Annotated in this window: 19 protein-coding genes and 1 pseudogene; 4 read left to right on the forward strand and 16 right to left on the reverse strand. The window is 49.3% G+C overall.

The genetic code is table 11. The features are described 5' to 3' along the window. Positions 1-168: 168 nt before the first annotated feature. The 4 genes and pseudogenes from H9Q79_RS06240 to H9Q79_RS06255 form a co-directional block, all read right to left on the reverse strand. Positions 169-399 (reverse strand): annotated as a pseudogene (locus H9Q79_RS06240) (hypothetical protein); the annotation flags it as partial. 68 nt (positions 400-467) lie between these two features. Next, entirely contained in the window at positions 468-1487 is a 1020-nt protein-coding gene (locus H9Q79_RS06245; protein WP_249329437.1) for a virulence RhuM family protein, read from the reverse strand. 58 nt (positions 1488-1545) lie between these two features. Next, the gene (locus tag H9Q79_RS06250; protein WP_249329438.1) at positions 1546-2181 is read right to left on the reverse strand and encodes an ImmA/IrrE family metallo-endopeptidase; all 636 of its coding nucleotides are present in this window, start codon (positions 2179-2181) and stop codon (positions 1546-1548) included. Positions 2182-2183: 2 nt separating this feature from the next. Next, positions 2184-2531, reverse strand: a complete 348-nt coding sequence (locus tag H9Q79_RS06255; protein WP_249329439.1) for a helix-turn-helix domain-containing protein — start codon at positions 2529-2531, stop codon at positions 2184-2186. Positions 2532-2848: 317 nt separating this feature from the next. Between H9Q79_RS06255 and H9Q79_RS06260 the strand changes: the two genes are divergently transcribed. Both H9Q79_RS06260 and H9Q79_RS18265 read left to right on the forward strand, forming a co-directional pair. Further along, a complete protein-coding gene (locus H9Q79_RS06260) occupies positions 2849-3127 on the forward strand; it encodes a DUF3892 domain-containing protein (protein ID WP_249329440.1) in 279 nt (92 codons plus the stop codon). 15 nt (positions 3128-3142) lie between these two features. Then, complete coding sequence (locus tag H9Q79_RS18265; RefSeq protein WP_283245096.1) at positions 3143-3268, forward strand: hypothetical protein; 126 nt, start codon at positions 3143-3145, stop codon at positions 3266-3268. Positions 3269-3599: 331 nt separating this feature from the next. Here H9Q79_RS18265 and rlmD read toward each other — a convergent pair whose 3' ends face one another. From rlmD to H9Q79_RS06320, 12 genes are all read right to left on the reverse strand, one after another. Next, complete coding sequence (rlmD, locus tag H9Q79_RS06265) at positions 3600-5024, reverse strand: 23S rRNA (uracil(1939)-C(5))-methyltransferase RlmD (RefSeq protein ID WP_249329441.1); 1425 nt, start codon at positions 5022-5024, stop codon at positions 3600-3602. After that, on the reverse strand, positions 5024-5881 hold the full coding sequence (locus H9Q79_RS06270; protein WP_118643772.1) for an arsenic efflux protein: 858 nt from the start codon (positions 5879-5881) through the stop codon (positions 5024-5026). Before H9Q79_RS06270 ends, rlmD begins: the two co-directional genes overlap by 1 nt. Positions 5882-6007: 126 nt before the next feature. Continuing rightward, positions 6008-6460 (reverse strand): MarR family winged helix-turn-helix transcriptional regulator, encoded by a 453-nt coding sequence (locus H9Q79_RS06275; protein ID WP_118646915.1) that lies wholly within the window; start codon positions 6458-6460, stop codon positions 6008-6010. Positions 6461-6614: 154 nt separating this feature from the next. Then, entirely contained in the window at positions 6615-8435 is a 1821-nt protein-coding gene (locus H9Q79_RS06280; RefSeq protein ID WP_249329442.1) for an acetyl-CoA carboxylase carboxyltransferase subunit alpha, read from the reverse strand. 116 nt (positions 8436-8551) lie between these two features. Further along, on the reverse strand, positions 8552-9892 hold the full coding sequence (locus H9Q79_RS06285) for an acetyl-CoA carboxylase biotin carboxylase subunit (RefSeq protein ID WP_249329443.1): 1341 nt from the start codon (positions 9890-9892) through the stop codon (positions 8552-8554). Positions 9893-9905: 13 nt separating this feature from the next. Further along, on the reverse strand, positions 9906-10337 hold the full coding sequence (gene fabZ / locus H9Q79_RS06290; RefSeq protein ID WP_118646839.1) for a 3-hydroxyacyl-ACP dehydratase FabZ: 432 nt from the start codon (positions 10335-10337) through the stop codon (positions 9906-9908). Positions 10338-10480: 143 nt separating this feature from the next. Then, positions 10481-11020 (reverse strand): acetyl-CoA carboxylase biotin carboxyl carrier protein, encoded by a 540-nt coding sequence (gene accB / locus H9Q79_RS06295; RefSeq protein ID WP_249329444.1) that lies wholly within the window; start codon positions 11018-11020, stop codon positions 10481-10483. A gap of 13 nt (positions 11021-11033) precedes the next feature. Beyond that, positions 11034-12272: a beta-ketoacyl-ACP synthase II gene (gene fabF, locus H9Q79_RS06300; RefSeq protein WP_249329445.1), complete on the reverse strand. Its 1239-nt coding sequence runs from the start codon at positions 12270-12272 to the stop codon at positions 11034-11036. A gap of 12 nt (positions 12273-12284) precedes the next feature. Further along, on the reverse strand, positions 12285-13025 hold the full coding sequence (gene fabG / locus H9Q79_RS06305; RefSeq protein WP_249329446.1) for a 3-oxoacyl-[acyl-carrier-protein] reductase: 741 nt from the start codon (positions 13023-13025) through the stop codon (positions 12285-12287). Positions 13026-13035: 10 nt separating this feature from the next. Beyond that, the gene (fabD, locus tag H9Q79_RS06310; RefSeq protein ID WP_118646845.1) at positions 13036-13956 is read right to left on the reverse strand and encodes an ACP S-malonyltransferase; all 921 of its coding nucleotides are present in this window, start codon (positions 13954-13956) and stop codon (positions 13036-13038) included. Then, positions 13949-14887 (reverse strand): enoyl-[acyl-carrier-protein] reductase FabK, encoded by a 939-nt coding sequence (gene fabK, locus H9Q79_RS06315; RefSeq protein ID WP_118646847.1) that lies wholly within the window; start codon positions 14885-14887, stop codon positions 13949-13951. Before fabK ends, fabD begins: the two co-directional genes overlap by 8 nt. 49 nt (positions 14888-14936) lie before the next feature. Next, positions 14937-15896 (reverse strand): beta-ketoacyl-ACP synthase III, encoded by a 960-nt coding sequence (locus tag H9Q79_RS06320; protein ID WP_249329447.1) that lies wholly within the window; start codon positions 15894-15896, stop codon positions 14937-14939. 468 nt (positions 15897-16364) lie between these two features. Here H9Q79_RS06320 and H9Q79_RS06325 point away from each other — a divergent pair, with 468 nt between their 5' ends. Both H9Q79_RS06325 and H9Q79_RS06330 read left to right on the forward strand, forming a co-directional pair. After that, positions 16365-17663 (forward strand): MBOAT family O-acyltransferase, encoded by a 1299-nt coding sequence (locus H9Q79_RS06325; protein ID WP_249329448.1) that lies wholly within the window; start codon positions 16365-16367, stop codon positions 17661-17663. A gap of 63 nt (positions 17664-17726) precedes the next feature. Continuing rightward, positions 17727-19097 (forward strand): DHHW family protein, encoded by a 1371-nt coding sequence (locus H9Q79_RS06330; RefSeq protein ID WP_118646853.1) that lies wholly within the window; start codon positions 17727-17729, stop codon positions 19095-19097. Positions 19098-19138: the final 41 nt, after the last annotated feature.

A 19138-nucleotide genomic window follows, 5' to 3' on the forward strand; every position in this document is an offset into this window, starting at 1 on the left:
TTGTCCTTGTCCTTTCATGGCTATCCAGATAAATGTGGAATTTCTGTTCTATCATACGAACCACCTCCATTTCTTCACTCTCATTATATGTGGGAATGGAGAACAGCTCAAATGTGCGATCTCGGCAAAAAATAAGCGTATCACTATCTCTAATGATACGCCTTGATTTTAAATGGCTTCAGAATGCTTTAAAGCATTTTGAATCGCTTCCACCTTCTCTGCTGTCGGATGTTTCCTCGGTTGTTTCAACGCTTCTGCTGTATTAGGAGCATCATACACTGGCAAGCCCAAACTTCTTTTTACCTCTGCTATATAAGCAGTATGTACCTTGAAGCCATTTTTAGCATCTATGTATTCATTTATCATTTTGTAGGTAACTCGCTCTTTTGGCTTGTACGCTGATTATGCTGTCAGTTTTTTGCGGGAAAGCAGTACAACAGTCTCGACTTGATGACCATTGTCCAAACTCAATTCTCCCCCTTTTTCTTTACTGCGCTATGAATATTTTTAATACTCTCCAAATACTCCTCTTCAACCGGCGACAAGTTCTGTGCCTGATATTTTCGATATTCTTCTGTTGCTTTTTCAATTGCCTGTGCATGGCTAATCACTCCAGCTCCCTGCAACACCTTTTCACCCGTAGTTTTCAAAACATTGTCAAGATGCTCTACATAATCTGCCATATACATAGGGTTATGCCGCATGGCCTGAATCTCCGCAAAATCAAAGTAACCTGATACAATATTATTTAGAATTTTCAATTCTTCATCATTAAGATAATTTTTTGCAATACTTATATCTTTCAATACAGGAAAATCACCAGAAAAACTTTTCAATCCCATGAAAGGCTGACTGGCATCCGCACGCTCGTATATAACCTCTGCTGCTGTATGTCCGTGTGCTGCATAATGTAATTTATTCTGTACCATCTTAAAAAACGCAATGGATTCACTACTCTTGGGATCATAGTCAACACTCGTTGCATAAAGGTCAAGTACCTGTCGGTACATAACTTTTTCCGATGAGCGAATATCCCGAATTCGGTCTAATAGCTCTTTCCAGTAATTACCTCCACCCAGATTTTTCAGCCGCTCATCATCCATCGTAAAGCCTTTTATCATGTACTCTTTTAATCGTTCGGTAGCCCACCGACGGAAATTTGTAGCAATTTTAGATTTTACTCTATATCCAAGAGAAATAATCATATCAAGATTATAGTGTGTTGTATTATAGTTTTTCCCATCAGCCGCAGTTGTTCGGAATTTCCGAACAACTGCGGCTTCTTCTAGTTCTCCTTCTTCAAAAATGTGCTTAATATGCTCACTGATATTAGACTTACTGGTTTGGTAAAGTTCACATAATTGTGCCTGCGTAAGCCAAACGGTTTCGTCTTTAACTTTAACGTCTATTTTCGTCTGTCCGTCTTCCGTTTGATAGATGAGGATTTCGTTCTCCACTATGTGTAATCTGTCTTCTGATTTCTTCATTTTTCACCATCCCATCATTCAAAACCATTCATTGATATTTTCTCAAAAGTATAATTTTTCAATACCAACCTTGACGTTCTTTTTCCATATCCTCAAAGTAATCATCATAATAGTGGTTAGTTTTGGTGGGATATTTTTGGTTCAAGTATTGAGCAAATTGTAACTGTACAAGATCATCATACTCGTTACAATGATTGAAACTGTATTTTTGTAAATATTCCATTTTTTTCTCTGCTGCTTCTTTACTTAGGCCAAAACATTCCACCAAAAATGGAACATTGATAGAATATCCTCGCTGAGATATGGCTTTAATTAAAATATTTGGGGCATTCGCCTGCGCAGCAAAAAAATGCGCTTCGATTTCTTCACGCTCACTATGTTTTTTATGTCCACATTTAATATGTCCAATCTCATGCCACAAAGTATGTTTCATTCGCGGACCATATTTTTCTTTGTTATACAAAATCAGTGTTACATCAGGACGTAAACCTTTAAGAAGAAAAGCATCTTCCAATTCATGTCCGAGAGTTAATTTTTCAATGGGTAGCCCTGTTATTTTAGCATACTTTTGATAACTACTAATTATAACATCTTTACATCTGATTTTTTTTGCAGGTATAGGAAATTCATGTATATCAAGTTCTAATAATGTTAAGTACGCTAAGGAGGTAATTTTCGCCCAGTCGAAACGCATAATCAATCCTCCTCATCGTCGTCATCATCAAGAAGAAATTTATCAATGGTATCATTAAATATTTTATATGCTTCTGCTCGTTTCTCCTCTGATAATTCTCCTGTTTTACGCGCTATTATAACAAACTCCTCGGGAATTTCACTATACCCACATTTTGTTAGCAAGAATGCTTTGTCAATCTTTAAAGCATTAGCAAGTTTTTCAAGAGTTTTTAAGTCAGGTGTTACCAAATCTGCTTCAAGCCGGCTGATTGTTGAATTAGTTACGCCAGCTAATTCAGCCAGTTTCCTTTGACTAATTGATTTCTGTTCTCTTAAATGAACGAGATATTTCCCAAACGAATTTTCCATACGAATACTCCTTTCAAAAAGAGTATAACATAACCGTTCCACAAAAGCAACAAAAAGGTGTTGCTTTTAAGGAACGCATGTGATATACTATTGTTGCACAGATGGAACGGTAGTTGTATAAAAAAGACAACAGATTATGATTCGCACTCACGCTCTGTTGTCCTCTCTAATGGCACTTTCACAAGAATTTAGCACCAACTTCCTGTAATTATTTTAACATTTTAGTACCGAAAAAACAATCGCTATATCTTGTATGCGTCGTGCCTTCTTATACAAGATACCAACCTATCTGGAGATTTTTAGAAGGAGGACACATTATGATGTACGCAAAAAAAATTAAAATGAAATACGGATGTAGTAACTCAAACAATGTTCAGGAGATTGAAGAAATTTACATTGACGGTTGCAATAATCCGGGATACTTTAAAAAGTCTGTTCTTTATGATTATTTAAAAAAGAATCCCAGAAGTATCAAAGTCTATATTTCTCCTTATCCTGATGTACTGCCTGCACTAAGTTCTCGTGGTGAAAAATATGTTCGTTCGGAACCTAATGATACGGAACGAGACAATTTACTTAAATTGCCAAGAGTATGAAAGGTGTGAAAGAATATGGCTGTTCATCATGGCGGAAAAATTGGGGCTGCTGGAAAAACCTTAGCAAAAAAATCTTCAAGTAAAAGTGCTAAAAGTAAAGCGGGAAAAACTTTAGCTAATCATAAACATGAAAAGCACTAAGTAGTAATTTGTTATAGGAAGTTGTACGTTGTCAAAAGGCGGTATCGCACTAAAAAGAATGCAATGCCGCCTTTTAGCTCCCTGTTTGCCAGTCGTTAAGTTAGTTTGTTTTCAAAACTTCCTTACCGGCGTTCATCAAACCTCGCGTATCAATCGTACAATAGTGGCATATTCCAGTTGCTTTGTTTGCAAAACCATTCGACGCATACATTTCTATAGTGGTCTGTGCTTTATATGGAATATTTATAAAACAAGCCTTTGATATACTTATACATTTCGCAATGATATTATTTGACATACAGATCTCCCTCAAACATAATACTTTAATTACTTATATCATACCATAAAACTTTAACGCCTCTCTTATAGCTGCTTCCTTCTCCGCTGGACACTGTGACTGCTTGGCATCCTCAGACTTCGCTTTATTATAATTCTCCCGTTCAATAATACCACATTTCCCTTTCACCTGAGCAATGTATAAGCTGCTCACCTTCAAGCCGCTATGTTCCATCACATAATCCTTAATCTCCTGATAGGTCGCTTTCTTTTCCGCCGCCGTCAAATCAAGCTCATCCATCTCTAACTCCACATCGATATGCTTCAACTTATTAGATTTAAGTTTTGAAAGCAACACAATACTTTCCACATGATTCGTCCACGCAAAGCAGTCCACCGGCCAGGCCTCTTTCACTTCATATTTCTTTTTCTTCAGATATCTCAGGTCTCTTGCCAGTGTTTCCGGATTGCAGGAAATATATATGATTTTCTCCGGCCCCAGCTTCACGGCCGACGACAGGAATGCCTCGCCGCTTCCGGCTCTCGGCGGGTCCATGAAAAGCACATCCGCCTTTTCACCCTCCGCCGCCATGACGGTCATGAATTCGCCGGCATCTCCGGCATAAAATTTGGCGTTTTTTATGCCGTTTATCCTGGCATTATAGATCGCATCCTTTACCGCATCCCGGTTTAGCTCCACGCCGATGACTTCCTTCGCTCTGCCGGAAGCTATCAGCCCAATAGTCCCTATCCCGCAATAGGCGTCTATCACACGTTCCTTTCCCGTCAGTCCGGCCAGCTCCACCGCTTTTCCGTAAAGCTTCTCTGTCTGCACGGGATTTACCTGATAAAATGACTGGGGAGATATCCGGAAGGTTTTTCCACAGAGCGTGTCTTCGATATACCCCTTGCCGTAAAGCACAATATTGCGCTCGCCCAGCACCATGCTGGTCCGCTTGGCGTTGACATTGAGTACGATGGAGGTGATCTCCGGATGCTCCTTGCGCAGAGCTTTTACAAAGTTATTTTTTGCCGGCAGGATAGGCGACGCCAGCACGAGAACTACCAGGATCTGACCGCTCTGAAAGCCTCTCCGCACCATCACATGGCGCAGCAGGCCATAACCGCTGTCCTCGTTGTAAATCCTGATCCGGAATGGATTTACAAGGCTGCGGACCGTCCCGATGATGGCGTCTGCTTTTTCATCCTCTATCAGACAGGACTCCACAGGAACTATCCGGTGAGTGCCTTCTTCGTAAACGCCTGAGATAACCTTTCCGTCATGCTTCCGGGCAAAGGCCGCATGCACCTTGTTCCTGTAATGGTACGGTTCCTCCATCCCCATGATGGGGCGCACCGGACAAATGTCTGACAGCAGCTTTCTCACCTGGGTTTCTTTTTTTCTCAGCTGTTCTTCATAGGGAATTCCCTGATATGCGCAGCCGCCGCATTTCTTTGATATTTTACAGTATTTATCCATCAGAATACCACCCCCGTCACCTCAATCAGCAACCCCCACAGCACACCAGCCCCATAGAGAATTCCTGTAATTTTCAGATTTTCCCTGAGATTTTGATTAGTTCTGAAAAGTACCAGAATACCAACGCCGGCTCCCACCAGAAGGCCGGACATCATCTGTCCTGCGCCCAGAAGTCCCTGCAGATACAGCTCGGTTATGACCACGGAGGAAGCACAGTTCGGGATCAGGCCGATGACCCCTGCCAGAAACACACCCAAAACCGGCTGGTTCGACAGGAATCCCGAAATCGCCGCCTCCCCGGCACTTTCAATCATCAGGCCGATTCCAAAAGAAACCAGAAATATAAACACTGCTATCCGCAGCGTATGATTCAGAGCAGATTTTAAAATACCGTCCTCACAGTGGCAGTGCTCGTGTGTGCACAGGTCATGGATATCCTTTTCCTTCCCGCGTCCGGCCTTCAGGCTTCGGAAGAGAAAATCTATCAAAAGCCCGGTCACCGCACCGATAGCTGCTTTAGTGAGCAAAATTTTTAGAATCGTCGGTATTCTGACTGCCTCAGATAAAAAGATCGGAAGCATTTCGTCGGAAGTAGAAAGAAAAATGGCCAGCAGTGTCCCCACGGTAATCACCCCGCCGGAAAACAGGCTGGAAGCTGCGGCTGAAAACCCACACTGCGGCACCACACCGGCAGCGGCGCCGAACAGAGGGCCGAACCTGCCGGCTTTCCCCATCATACGGGCAGACTTTTCCCCCGTTTTGTGCTCCAGATATTCCATAACGAGATAAGTCAAAAATAAAAACGGCAGCAGCTTAGCCGTATCCTTCAGCGTATCTAACACTACATCTACCAGCATATGATTTCCCCTTTGAGTTTTGTTGTTTCATTATATCTAATATAATGCTGAAAAGCAAGCGTTCACTCGGACAGACAACACCCCCGGGGGGCCGCATGATTGTATGCGGCCCCCCGGGGGTGTGAATCATTTTGTCTTCTGCCTATTCCCATAGGTCCGGAAAAAATCTGACAGGTTATCCAGCGCATGGGCCAGCACTTCCACTTCCGGCCCGCTCAGATGCTGAATGACTGCTTCCGTCATTTGGTCGTGGAAGTCCTTGTGATGGTCATAGGCCCTCCGGCCCTTAGCCGTCAGGTTAATGTTCACCACCCGTCTGTCTTCCTCACTGCGGCTTCTGTCCACATAGTGTTTCTTCACCAGACTGTTCATGGCCGTCGTCAGCGAACCCACCGTGATATTCAGTTTTTTCGCAATCGCAGACATATTATTGCCCGACAGGCCTACAGCCTCCAGCACATGCATGTCGTTATTCGTAATATCTCTAAATTCTTCCGTAATGATCGCCTGTTCTTCCAGTTCCCATATCTCATTGAACAGATAAACCAGAACATCATTGATGGTATCGTGTGCGTTCAAATCAATTCTCCTGTTGCCTTTTGTCAGATTTCCAGAATCATTTTCCGCCTTTAGTATAGCATACCCGCAGCGTCTTTTCAAAATCTTTCTTTCATTAAATAGGGAGAACTCGCTCAACTACTGTTCATCCCATGGCCGGCAGATTTACAGCTTTCTACATTTTACGGAACCGCCCGTATCTGTGAGCCGACAGCTGTTCTCCTGTCATCGTCCGGTATTTCTGCAGAAATGCGTCGATTTTCACCCGCAGACAGCAGAGCACCGGGCGGAGCCCGGCCTGATTCAGCGGCTCAGGCTCCGGTATCACCTGGTCAATGACGCCCAATTGCTGCAGATCTCTGGAGGTCAGCTTCATCACTCCGGCTGCTTCGGCAGCTCTCTTGCTGTCTTTCCAGAGGATAGACGCGAAGCCTTCCGGCGACAGCACTGAATAGACGGCGTTTTCCATCATCCATACTTCGTTGGCTACCGCCATACCCAGCGCGCCTCCGCTGCCGCCCTCTCCGATCACAAGAGACAGTACAGGCACCTTCAGTGCCGACATCTCATAGAGGTTCCGGGCAATGGCCTCTCCCTGGCCCCGCTTTTCCGCTTCCATACCGCAGAATGCTCCCGGCGTATCCACAAAACAGATGACCGGACGGCCGAATTTTTCTGCCTGTTTCATCAGACGAAGGGCTTTCCGGTAACCGTCGGGAGATGGCATGCCGAAATTACGGTTCATATTCTCCCGGGTCGTCTTGCCCTTTTCCTGGGCGATGACTGTGACAGGAGTGCCGTGGAATCTGGCCACTCCGCCCACAATCGCCCGGTCGTCCCTGCAATACCGGTCTCCGTGGAATTCTATGAATTCAGTAAACAGTCCCTGAATGTAGTCTGTACCCACCGGACGGTCTTTTCTCCTGGACAACAGAACCCGGTCCCAGGCTGACAGCTGTTTCTCCCGGTTCCGTCCTTTTGCGGAAGCGTTCCCTGCCTGCCCTGCGGGAGAATGATCACCCCGCCCTGGTAGAGCGTTCTCAGTCTGGCTGAAGGTAACATTCTCAGCCTGGCCGGCGTCAGCGGCTGTTTTTGACAGGCCCTGGACCGCACGGAACGGCTCTGGGGCGAAAGCATTCTTGCTTGAATCCCCATGCAGCTTCAGAATCTGAGAAAGTACCTGTTTCTGCTCCTCCCGTTCCAATATCCGGTCAACAAACCCGTGCTCCAGCAGGAACTCTGAGCGCTGAAAACCTTTCGGGAGCTTCTCTCCAATGGTCTGCTCAATGACGCGGGGGCCAGCGAACCCGATCAGCGCTCCCGGCTCTGCCAGTATGATATCTCCCAACATGGCGAAGCTGGCGGTAACCCCTCCGGTTGTCGGGTCTGTCAAAACTGTGATATATAGAAGTCCGGCATCGCTGTGCCGTTTCAGGGCGGCTGCCGTCTTAGCCATCTGCATCAGAGACACAATCCCCTCCTGCATTCTGGCGCCGCCGGAGCAGGCAAACAGGATCATTGGAAGCTTTTCCTCCGTTGCCCGCTCCACCGCGCGGGTGATTTTCTCTCCTACCACCTGGCCCATGCTGGCCATCATAAAACGCCCGTCACAGACACCCACCGCAGCCGCCTGCCCGTCTATCCTGATCTGCCCGGTAATCACGGCTTCATCCAGCTTTGTCTTGTTTTTCAGATAAACTAGTTTTTCATCATAGCCTTTAAATTTCAGCGGGTTTGTTTCAGGCAGGCCCCGGTCCCATTCTTCAAAGCTGCCTTCATCTCCAATCATCTCGATTCTGCGGTACGCGTGAACCCGAAAATAATTATGGCATTTGGGGCAGGTATAGTAACCTTTTTTCACATCTTCCGTCAATATGGCGGCCTTGCAGGCATTACATTTTTTTAAAAGGCCTTCCGGCACCTCCGGATGAGAGCGCCTTCCAGCTGGTTCGCTGTCCGCTCTTCTGGTTTTCTTAAACAATTCTTTCCATTCCATCGTCTAATATTCCTGCTTTCAGATTTCATACCCGCAGGGTACCCTGTAACGCATGCCCCAGCGTGGCAGGGGAACAGCTTTGCTGTTCCACAATATATTCCCGAGTACCTCTCATTTCACAGAGTATGGGTATTCAGGTATTCTATATCAGTGCGGCCGGCCTGATAATCTGGTTCATTTAAAATCCGGTAGAGATAGTCTGCATTAGTATCAATGCCTTCCACGATCACTTCACCGAGAGCGCTGGTCATCTTGGCGATGGCCTCTGCCCGGTCCTTTCCGTGTACAATCAGCTTGGCGATCATGGAATCATAATAAGGCGGTATGGTATAGCCGCTGTAGACAGCAGTATCCATGCGGATACCGCAGCCGCCCGGCAGATACAGAGTCTGTATCGTCCCCGGAGAAGGCCTGAAATTTTTATCTGGATTTTCCGCATTGATCCTGCATTCAATCGCGTGACCGGAAATATTTATATTTTTCTGAGAGACAGAAAGCGGCTCGCCGGCAGCGATCCTGATCTGCTCTTTGATCAGATCCAGCCCCGTGATCATCTCCGTCACCGGATGCTCCACCTGAATTCTGGTATTCATCTCCATAAAATAAAACTGTTCATTTCTATCCAGAAGAAACTCAATGGTGCCGGCATTCACATAGTGGGCAGCTTTAGCGGCGCGGACTGCAGCTTCGCCCATCCTCCTCCTGAGCTTTTCAGAAATCGCTCCGCAGGGCGCTTCTTCAATTACCTTTTGGTGATTCCTCTGAATCGAACAATCCCTCTCTCCCAAATGGACAACATTCCCCTGGCTGTCAGCCAGGATCTGAAATTCAATATGGCGGGGATGCTCCACAAAATGCTCGATATACATCGTATCATCCCCGAAAGCCATACTGGCTTCCTTTTGAGCTGTCTGAAATGCAAGATCAAATTCATCTGCGGAAAAGGCCGTCCTCATGCCTTTTCCTCCGCCGCCCAGCGCGGCCTTGATCATGACCGGATAACCGATCCTCTCAGCCTCCTTTTTCCCATGGCGGACGTCGTAGACCGGATCTTTTGTCCCCGGTATAACGGGCACTCCTGCTTCAATCATCGTGTTCCGTGCCTCTGACTTATTGCCCAGCTTATCGATGATCTCAGAGCCCGGTCCGATAAACGTGATTTTGCATTCCTCGCAGAGCCTCGCAAAACGGCTGTTCTCTGAGAGAAAACCGAACCCCGGATGAATGGCGTCCGCCCCAGTGATGACCGTAGCGCTGATGATCTGCTGCATATTCAAATAGCTTTTGGCTGAAGGGCCAGGACCGATGCAGACAGCTTCGTCCGCCAGCTGGGCATGAAGCGCCTCGGCATCTGCTTCCGAGTAGACGGCTACCGTCTCGATTCCCATTTCCCGGCAGGCCCTGATGATACGGACCGCAATTTCTCCACGGTTTGCAATCAGAATTTTCTTAATCATATTTTCTCCTAACCTAGGCCACTATCATAAATGTCACTTCGGCTTTGGCCACCATTTTACCGTCAACGCTGGCAATGGCTTCTCCCACGCCCACGGGGCCCTTTTCTTTAATGATCCGGGTTTCCAGCTTCAGCTTATCACCCGGCTGCACCTGGCCTTTGAAACGGCATTTATCGATTCCGCCAAACAGGGCGATTTTCCCCTTGTTCTCTTCTTTGGAGAGAATCGCCACAGCGCCTACCTGGGCCAGCGCTTCTATGATCAGCACGCCCGGCATCACCGGCATCTGCGGGAAATGCCCGGCAAAAAAATCTTCCCGGAAGGTAACGCATTTATAGCCTGTTGCGAACACGCCCGGCTCGAAATCTTCTATATAATCTACCAGCAGGAACGGATGCCTGTGGGGAATAATCGCTTCAATTTCTTTAATACCTAATCTGTTCATGAAAACCTCCTTATAGCGCTGCACAGCAACTGTCCAACAGGCCGGCCGTGCCCCCGCCCGCCAGGGCATGTATTACGGGGTGCCCTGTGGGTATACCTTGTGGAACAGCGTCTGCTGTTCCCCCGCCCCGCCAGGGGCATGTATTACGGGGTGCCCTGTGGGTATACTATCCGGAACAGCGGCTGGCCATATTCCACCGCCTGACCATTTTCCACCAGGATCTCGGCCACTGTCCCGCTGCAGTCACATTCAATTTCATTCATCAGCTTCATTGCCTCTACAATGGCAATCACCTGGCCTTCTTTTACCTGATCCCCTATTTTAACAAAAGGCGCGGCGTCCTCAGACGGCGCCGTATAGAATACCCCCACCAGTGGAGAAGTCACCAGGCTTCCAGGCTTTTCTTCCTCCCGGGCTGACGGCTGAACATCAGCGTTCAATGAAGACATCTCCGAGCCGACCGCCGTCAGGGGCTGATGGGCTGATGGCGCCGCCGCAGTTGGAAGGATTCCCGGCTGGTCTGCTCCCGATGGGGTACCTGCAGGCATTGTAAATGGTTCCGCCAGGCTGCCGCAGCTTTTACCGCTCATGGATATTTTTACCCCGTTCTCCTCATAGGAAAATTCACCGAGGTTTGATTCTGAAACCGCCTGAATGAGTTGACATAATTCTTCTATTTCCATTCCTCTCCTCCTGTCAGTCTTCATATTTCCGGATGAGCAGCGTCGCGTTATGGCCGCCGAAGCCCAGGGAATTGCTAATGGCGTAATTGACCTTCTGCTCCGCAGGAGCGCCGATGCAATAGTCCAGATCACATTCCTCATCGGTTTCAGCAGATCCGACTGTCTGATGGATGAAACTGTCCTGGATGCTCCTGACACAGACAACGAATTCCACCCCACCCGCTGCGCCCAGCAGATGGCCGGTCATGGATTTTGTAGAATTGATTTTCACGCCATAGGCGGCTTCTCCGAACGCCAGTTTAATCGCCTTTGTCTCTGCCAGGTCATTGAGGTGGGTTCCGGTTCCATGGGCATTGATATAATCTACCTGTTCCGGCGTAATCCCCGCCTCCTTCATGGCCAGAGACATGGCGTGCGCCGCACCCTCTCCGTCTTCTGACGGCGCGGTGATGTGGTAAGCATCCGCCGTGGCGCCGTAGCCCGCGACCTCTGCCAGGATCTTCGCCCCTCTCTTTTTCGCATGTTCCAGCTCTTCCAAAACTGCAACGCCAGCTCCCTCCCCAAGCACAAAACCAGCCCTGTCTTTATCAAAGGGAATAGAGGCTCTTGCGGGGTCCTCACAGGTAGTAAGCGCCGTCATATTCGTAAATCCGGAAACTCCGATGGGCGTAATGGCATTTTCCGCCCCTCCGGCGATCATCACTTCGGCATCTCCGTACTGGATCGCCCGGAACGCATCTCCGATGCTGTGGGTTCCTGACGCACATGCTGTCACTACATCCGTGCACTTTCCTTTAGCGCCAAGCTGTATGGATACATTGCCGGAAGCCATGTTAGAAATCATCATCGGCACCAGCAAAAGATTCACCCTTGAAGGACCTTTTGTAAGCAGCTTTTCATATTCCCTCTCGATCGCCTGAAGGCTGCCCACGCCTGAGCCTATAATCACGCCCACGCGATAGGGATCTTCCTCCTCCATCCGGATTCCCGACTGTTGAAAGGCTTCCTTTGCCGCCGCCACCGCGTACTGAGAAAATGCTTCCATCCTCCGGGCGGCTTTTGCATCCATATAATCCGCCGCCTTAAAATCCTTCACTTCTGCGGCCAGCTTTACTTTATATTCTGATGTGTCAAATTTTGTAAGCGGTCCGATGCCTGCTTTCCCGGCCCGGATACTCTTCCAGAAATCCTCTACATTATTTCCAATCGGCGTCACGGCGCCAAGTCCTGTCACTACAACTCTTCTCTTCATGCTTTCCCTCCTTCACATTGCCATGCCGCCGTCTACGCACAACACCTGCCCGGTAATGTATCCCGCGGCGTCTGACGTGAGAAATCCAACGGCAGCCGCCACATCCTCCGGGTGCCCGAACGTACCCAGCGGGATTCCTTTTCTGGCGCTTTCCTGTACCTCTTCCGGCAGCGCTCCTGTCATCTCTGTCTCGATGAAGCCCGGAGCCACCGCATTCACTGTAATGCCTCTGGGCGCCAGCTCCTGGGCCACTGATTTCGTCAGGCCGATCACTCCGGCTTTTGACGCGCTGTAATTGGACTGCCCGCCGTTCCCATGAATGCCGACTACAGAGGCCATGTTCACGATCCGCCCTTTTCTCTGCTTCACCATCTGACGGGCGGCAAAACGAATGGTATTAAAAGTACCTTTCAGGTTCACTTCCAGAACCTGGTCAAAGGCCTCTTCTTTCATCTGCATAATCAGATAATCCCTGGTGATTCCTGCGTTATTCACCAGGATATCCAGCCTCCCGTAATCACGGACGACCTGTTTGATAAAGGCTTCACAGTCCTCATACCGGGACACATCGCACTGGAACAGCGCCGCTTCCCCTCCTGCAGCCTCAATTTCTTTTTTCACCGCCTCGGCCTTCTCTGCCGAGCCATTATAGTTAATTACAGTCAGATTCCCACGGCCGGCCAGCTCCAGGGCCACCGCGCGGCCGATTCCCCGGGACGCGCCCGTCACCACTGCTATACTCTTTTCTGTCATGAGATCCTCCTTACGCCAGGGCTGCCGCAGCCTGATCCACATCTTCCAGGCAGCTCACATTATAAACAACTGCATTTCTATCTATTTTCTTCAGAAAACCCGCCAGTGTCTTTCCAGGCCCGATTTCCACAAAGGTATCCACTCCGTCCCTCAACATGTATTCCACAGATTGCTGCCAGCGCACAGAAGATGAAACCTGGACTTTTAAAAGCTCTTTCGCTTCCCGGATGTCCGTGACCGGCTTTGCCGTCACATTGGTCACATAGGGAATGGACAGTTCCGTAAACCGCACCTGTTCCAGCGCTTCCAGCAGCTTCTCTCCGGCGGGACGAAGCAGCGGCGAATGGAAGGGCCCGCTGACATTCAGCGGAAGCACCCGTCTGGCTCCATTCTCCTTCAGGGCAGCGGACGCGCTGTCAACAGCTCCGGCTTCCCCGGTAATCACAATCTGGCCAGGGCAGTTATAGTTGGCGATCCACACGCCCTCCAGACTCTGCAGCGTCTCTTCTATAGCTGACGCCGCCATTCCGAGGACGGCCGCCATGGCTCCCTTCCCCGCCGGGACCGTGTCCTGCATGAGTATCCCACGGGCCCGCACGGTCTTTATGGCGTCTGCCGCGGACATTCCCCCTGCGGTGTAAATCGCACAGTATTCTCCCAGGCTCAGGCCGGCAGCTATATCTGCCTTTATCCCGGACGCTCTAACCACTCGTTCCATAGCCAGGCAAGTCGTTACCAGGGCCGCCTGGGTATATTCGGTCAGATCCAGGCAGTCGTTTTCCTCAAAACACAGTTTTTTCATATCCATAGACAGCAGTTCCGACGCACAGTCAAATATTTCTGCCGCCAAAGGGCTGTTTTCATAAAAATCTTTTCCCATTCCCGGCTTCTGGGCTCCCTGTCCCGGAAAAAGAAATGCCGTTTTACTCATAAATGCCAGTTCCTTTCATCAATTCATCTGTCTCGCTCACCAGGCGCTGAATCACCTCCGCACAGGTCGGCTCATCATGGATCAGTCCTGCAATCTGTCCTGACATCATACTTCCTGTCTGCGTGTCTCCCTCAGTCACTGCCCTTCTCAGGCCGCCGACGGTGAGTTCTTCCAGCTCCTCAAAGGTGGCTCCGTTCTTTTCCAGCTCCAGATATTTCTTTGTGACTGCATTCCTGAGGACACGTACCGGATGTCCGGTCGTCCTTCCGGTGACCCGGGTATCTATATCCTTCGCTTTTAAGATGTACTGTTTATAATTTTCATGGACGACCGCGTCTTTCGTAGCCACAAACCGAGTGCCCAGCTGTACGCCTCTGGCGCCCAGCATGAAGGCTGCCGCAACACCACGGCCGTCGGCGATACCTCCGGCCGCAATTACCGGGATTTTCACCGCATCCGCCACCTGGGGAACCAGCACCATGGTGGTCGTCTCTCCTATATGGCCGCCGGACTCCGTACCCTCCGCAACGACAGCATCTACCCCTGCCTTTTCCATCATCCTGGCCATAGCAACAGACGCTACTACCGGAATAATCCTGATCTCTGCACGCTTCCAAAGTTCCAGATATTTGCCCGGATTGCCGGCGCCTGTAGTCACTACCTTAACGCCTTCCTCCGCTACCACCTGTGCAACCTCATCCGCATAAGGGCTCATCAGCATGATATTCACGCCAAATGGTTTTTCTGTCAGTTTCTTCGCCTCACGGATCTGTTCACGAACCCATTCGGCCGGGGCATTCGCCGCTCCTATCAGACCCAGGCCGCCAGCCTCAGATACGGCCGCTGCCAGCTTGTGCTCAGCCACCCAGGCCATCCCTCCCTGGATGATCGGATATTCAATTCCCAATAATTGCGATACTTCTGTCTTCATTTTAAATCCTTTCTCAATTTAATGTTATTACTTCGACTATCCGCCTGCTTTACTGCCATTCCAGATAGGCGGCGCCCCAGGAAAGGCCGGCTCCAAAACCGCACATGATCAGCTTCTGGCCCTTCAGAAGTTTCCCCTTCCGGTTCAGCTCATCCAGCAGGATCGGCACCGTGCCCGACGACGTATTCGCATACTCCGCCACATTCATCGGAAATCTGCTGATATCCAGCCCCATCCTCCTGGCAATCGCTTCGATAATCCGGCCATTTGCCTGGTGCAAAAGGTAAGCGTCGATCTCTTCCGGCTTCAGGGAAACCTTTTCCAGCAGCTCATGAAGGACGGCCGGCACCTTCATAGAGGCAAACTTAAAAATCTCTTTTCCGTCCATCTGCATATAGGTTTCTTCCCGCGGCGGGCAATTTTCTTGATTCCTGCTCTGACAGGTCATCGAGCCGCCTCTGTTCCCGTCCGAATGCATGGCGAACTCAAAGGGGACGCCCTCCGCCGCCTGGACCACAGCCGCCCCGGCCCCGTCTCCAAAGAGGATACAGCTGCTCCGGTCTTTCCAATTCGTCAGATCGGAGAGGCAGTCCGCGCCAATGATCAGAACCGTCCTGCACATCCCCGACATGATATGCGCCTGGGCGGCATTATAGACAAATACAAACCCGCTGCAGGCCGCATTCAGGTCATAGCAGACCGCATTGACCGCACCGATCAGTCCCTGCACCGCACAGGCCGCACAGGGCAGGATAACATTCGAGGAAATGCTCGACAAGAGGATCATATCAAGCTCCTCTGCCGCGATTCCCGCCATATCCAGCGCCCGCCTGCCGGCTTCCGCTGCCAGGGTCACCGTCGTCTCCCCTCCGGAAATAATATGTCTCCGCGCGATCCCTGTGCGCTCGCGAATCCATTCGTCATTAGTCTCAACCATCTTAGACAGGTCATCATTACTGACGACTCTTTCAGGCACACAGGCGCCTGTTCCAATAATTCTTCCAGTCATATCTAATCTCCATTTTCCATATACTATGAAAGCACCGGACGGCAAATATGCTTTTACTATAAAATAGTTTGATAGTTAAAGTATATAAGAATTCCTGGATTTGTCAAGAAAAAATTATGTCGAACTATCTTGACATCTGTCGAATCAACGGTATAATTAACATAAGCAGGTGCTCACTGTAGTTCCTGCCTTTATTTAACTGATCAATCAAGTCAAATACTCCGCCGTCTCGACGGGGTATTCGACTCTCGCGGCATGCGACGGACAGGAACGCAGCTATTACCTCCCGTCTCCTTGCCCGCTGAAATTAAGGGGTCGTTTTCTGAGGGGATTATGATATTTTCAAGCTTATTTTTTATTCTGTTCTTTTTACCACTATGTCTGCTGATTTATTATAAGATGCCTGATATTGAGAGAAAAAACAGGGTTCTTCTCATTTTCTCTCTGGTTTTTTATGCCTGGGGAGGCGTGCGCTATCTGCTGCTTCTTTTTGCAATGACGGCCGTCGGCTGGTTCTTCGCGCTCCAGATACAGAAGTACGATAAGAATCATAAGCTCCGCAAGCGCTGGCTGGTTTCATCCATTGCCATTCTGCTGGCAGTGCTCGGAATCTTTAAATATACCGGTTTCTTCCTGGGCACCTTCGGCGCATTGTTCCGCCAGGACTGGAAGTTCCTGCAGTTCGCGCTGCCGCTTGGAATCTCCTTCTACACCTTTAAGCTGATTTCCTACATAGCGGATGTTTATAATGAGAAAACCGAGGCTGAAAAAAGCTACTGGATCATGCTGCTGTACACCGGACTGTTCCATCACTGCATGGCCGGCCCTATTGTACGGTATACTTCCATTAAGAATGAACTGACAGACCGGAAGATTTCCATAGAAGCCATCGCCGCCGGCATCTACCGCTTCTGCATCGGACTAGCCAAAAAATCCATACTTGCCAATCACTGCGGTGTGCTTGCAGACTCACTGCTACCCCTCTCCAGCGATCTGACTACAATTCCGGCAGCCGGTATCTGGCTGGGAGCACTGTTTTATATGCTGCAGATTTATCTGGATTTTTCGGCCTATTCCGATATGGCGATCGGCCTGGGCTGGATGATTGGGTTTCATTATGAAGAGAACTTTAACTATCCCTATATTGCCAGTTCCGTCAAGGACTTCTGGAAACGCTGGCACATATCGCTGAGCACTTTTTTCCGGGATTATGTCTATATCCCCCTGGGAGGAAGCCGCTGCAGCCTGCGGCGCACCACGCTGAACCTGCTGGCTGTCTGGGCTTTGACCGGGCTCTGGCACGGCGCAAGCTGGAACTATGTACTGTGGGGGCTGTACTATTTTGCCTTCATCGTATTTGAAAACTGGCGCCGCAAGAAGGAGTTTAAGCCCTGGCATCCGGTGCTGAATCATGTGTACACCCTTGCCGTGGTATATGTGGGCTGGATCTTCTTCCGGTTTGAGAATTTTTCAAACCTCGGCACCGCGTTTCTGGGAATGTTCGGCCTGAATCAGAACGGCTTTTCCAACACGAGCGTGGCAATTACACTGGAAAATAACATCTTTTTCCTGATCTTCGCGATCCTGGCCGTCACTCCGCTGTTCGGCCGTCTGCGAAGTTACGCGGAGAATTATTTAAAAAGCAGAGGCCAGTCCCAGGTTCCTGTACATGCCGGTAAGCTGGTGATCGCCGTTCTGCTTCTGTTACTGTCCATCCTCGCGCTGGTTGGCAACAGTTACAGCCCGTTCCTTTATTATCAGTTTTAACAGCAACCGGCCGGCTACCCACCCCTGACATCAGGCGCCGCAGCCGCACCACTGGAGGAAACAATGAAAAAGCATGACAGCCGTGTCTATAATGAAAACGCAAAAAAAGCCCGGCGGAAATGGAGCCGTATCCTGGTTCAGGTATTCGTGATCCTTTTTGCTGCTCTCTTTGTCCTAGGCCTGTGTCTTCCTCTGAGGCCCAGGGAATCCGATCTGGAAAAACGAGAGCTGGCCAAATTTCCTGCCTTTTCTTTTGCCGCCCTCTGGGATGGAAGTTTCTTTGAGGACGTGAGCACCTGGTTCGCTGACACCTTCCCTTTTAGAGAACAGCTGCTCTCCGCAGAAGCAGGGGTAGAAAGCCTGTATGGCCTGAGGGGCGAAGAAATTTATGGAAAAACGGGACAGGTGGCCGACGAGATACCCACCGCCTCTGATACCGCGCCTACCGTGACGCCGGCGCCGGTCATCACCACCACGCCGGAGCCTGCCGGTGATCCGGAGGATCTTCCCGAAGATCTGCCGGACGGTTCTATCCACAATACGCCTGAAGTTGCCGGAACTATCTATGTGGCAGACAACCGCGGATTCGAAATTTACTATTTCAACCACGGAGGCGCGGATGCCTATGCTTCCATGATCAATACCGTTAAATCAAAGGTAGGCAGCCAGGTAAACGTCTACAGCCTGCTGGCGCCCACGAATTTCGGTGTCTGTCTGGATGAGAATGTCCAAAGCTCACTGGGCGGTTCCAGCCAGAAGGATGCATTTAACTACATCTATGGAATGCTGGATCCTTCTGTCAGACAGGTACCCGTATACGATGAACTGGTCCGCCACAATGCCGAATATCTCTACTATAACACCGACCACCACTGGACAGCCCTGGGCGCTTATTACGCGTACCGCCAGTTTGCTCAGGTAAAAGGGATTACACCCCATGAGCTTTCCGATTATACGGAACAGGTTTATCCTGGATTTCTCGGCACCTTCTATTCTTACAGTAACCAATCGGAAGCCCTGAAGAATAACCCGGATACGGTCTATGCCTATGTGCCGATAGGGACAAATGACGCGACACTTACGAATGTCAACGGGGAGACAGTCAATTGGAATATTGTGAATGACGTGAGCGAATATGGCGCAGGTCAGAAATACAACTGTTTTATCGGCGGCGACAATCCCTACACGGAGATCAATAATCCGTCGATAACCGATGGTTCTTCCTGCGTAATCATCAAAGAATCTTACGGAAATGCCTTTGTTCCATTTTTAGTAGATCATTACCAGACAGTCTACGTGATCGACTACCGGTACTATCAGGGCAATCTGACTCAGTTTATCCAGGAGAAGGGCGTGGATGACCTGCTTTTCCTGAACAATGCCGATGCGTTGTCAGAGAGGAATTCAGAGACTATGCTGGGACTGTTCCCCTGATACCGGACAGCCGGAACCAAAATGAACGATCAATAAGAGGG

Source organism: Wansuia hejianensis (assembly GCF_014337215.1).
GTDB classification, from domain to species: domain Bacteria; phylum Bacillota; class Clostridia; order Lachnospirales; family Lachnospiraceae; genus Scatomonas; species Scatomonas hejianensis.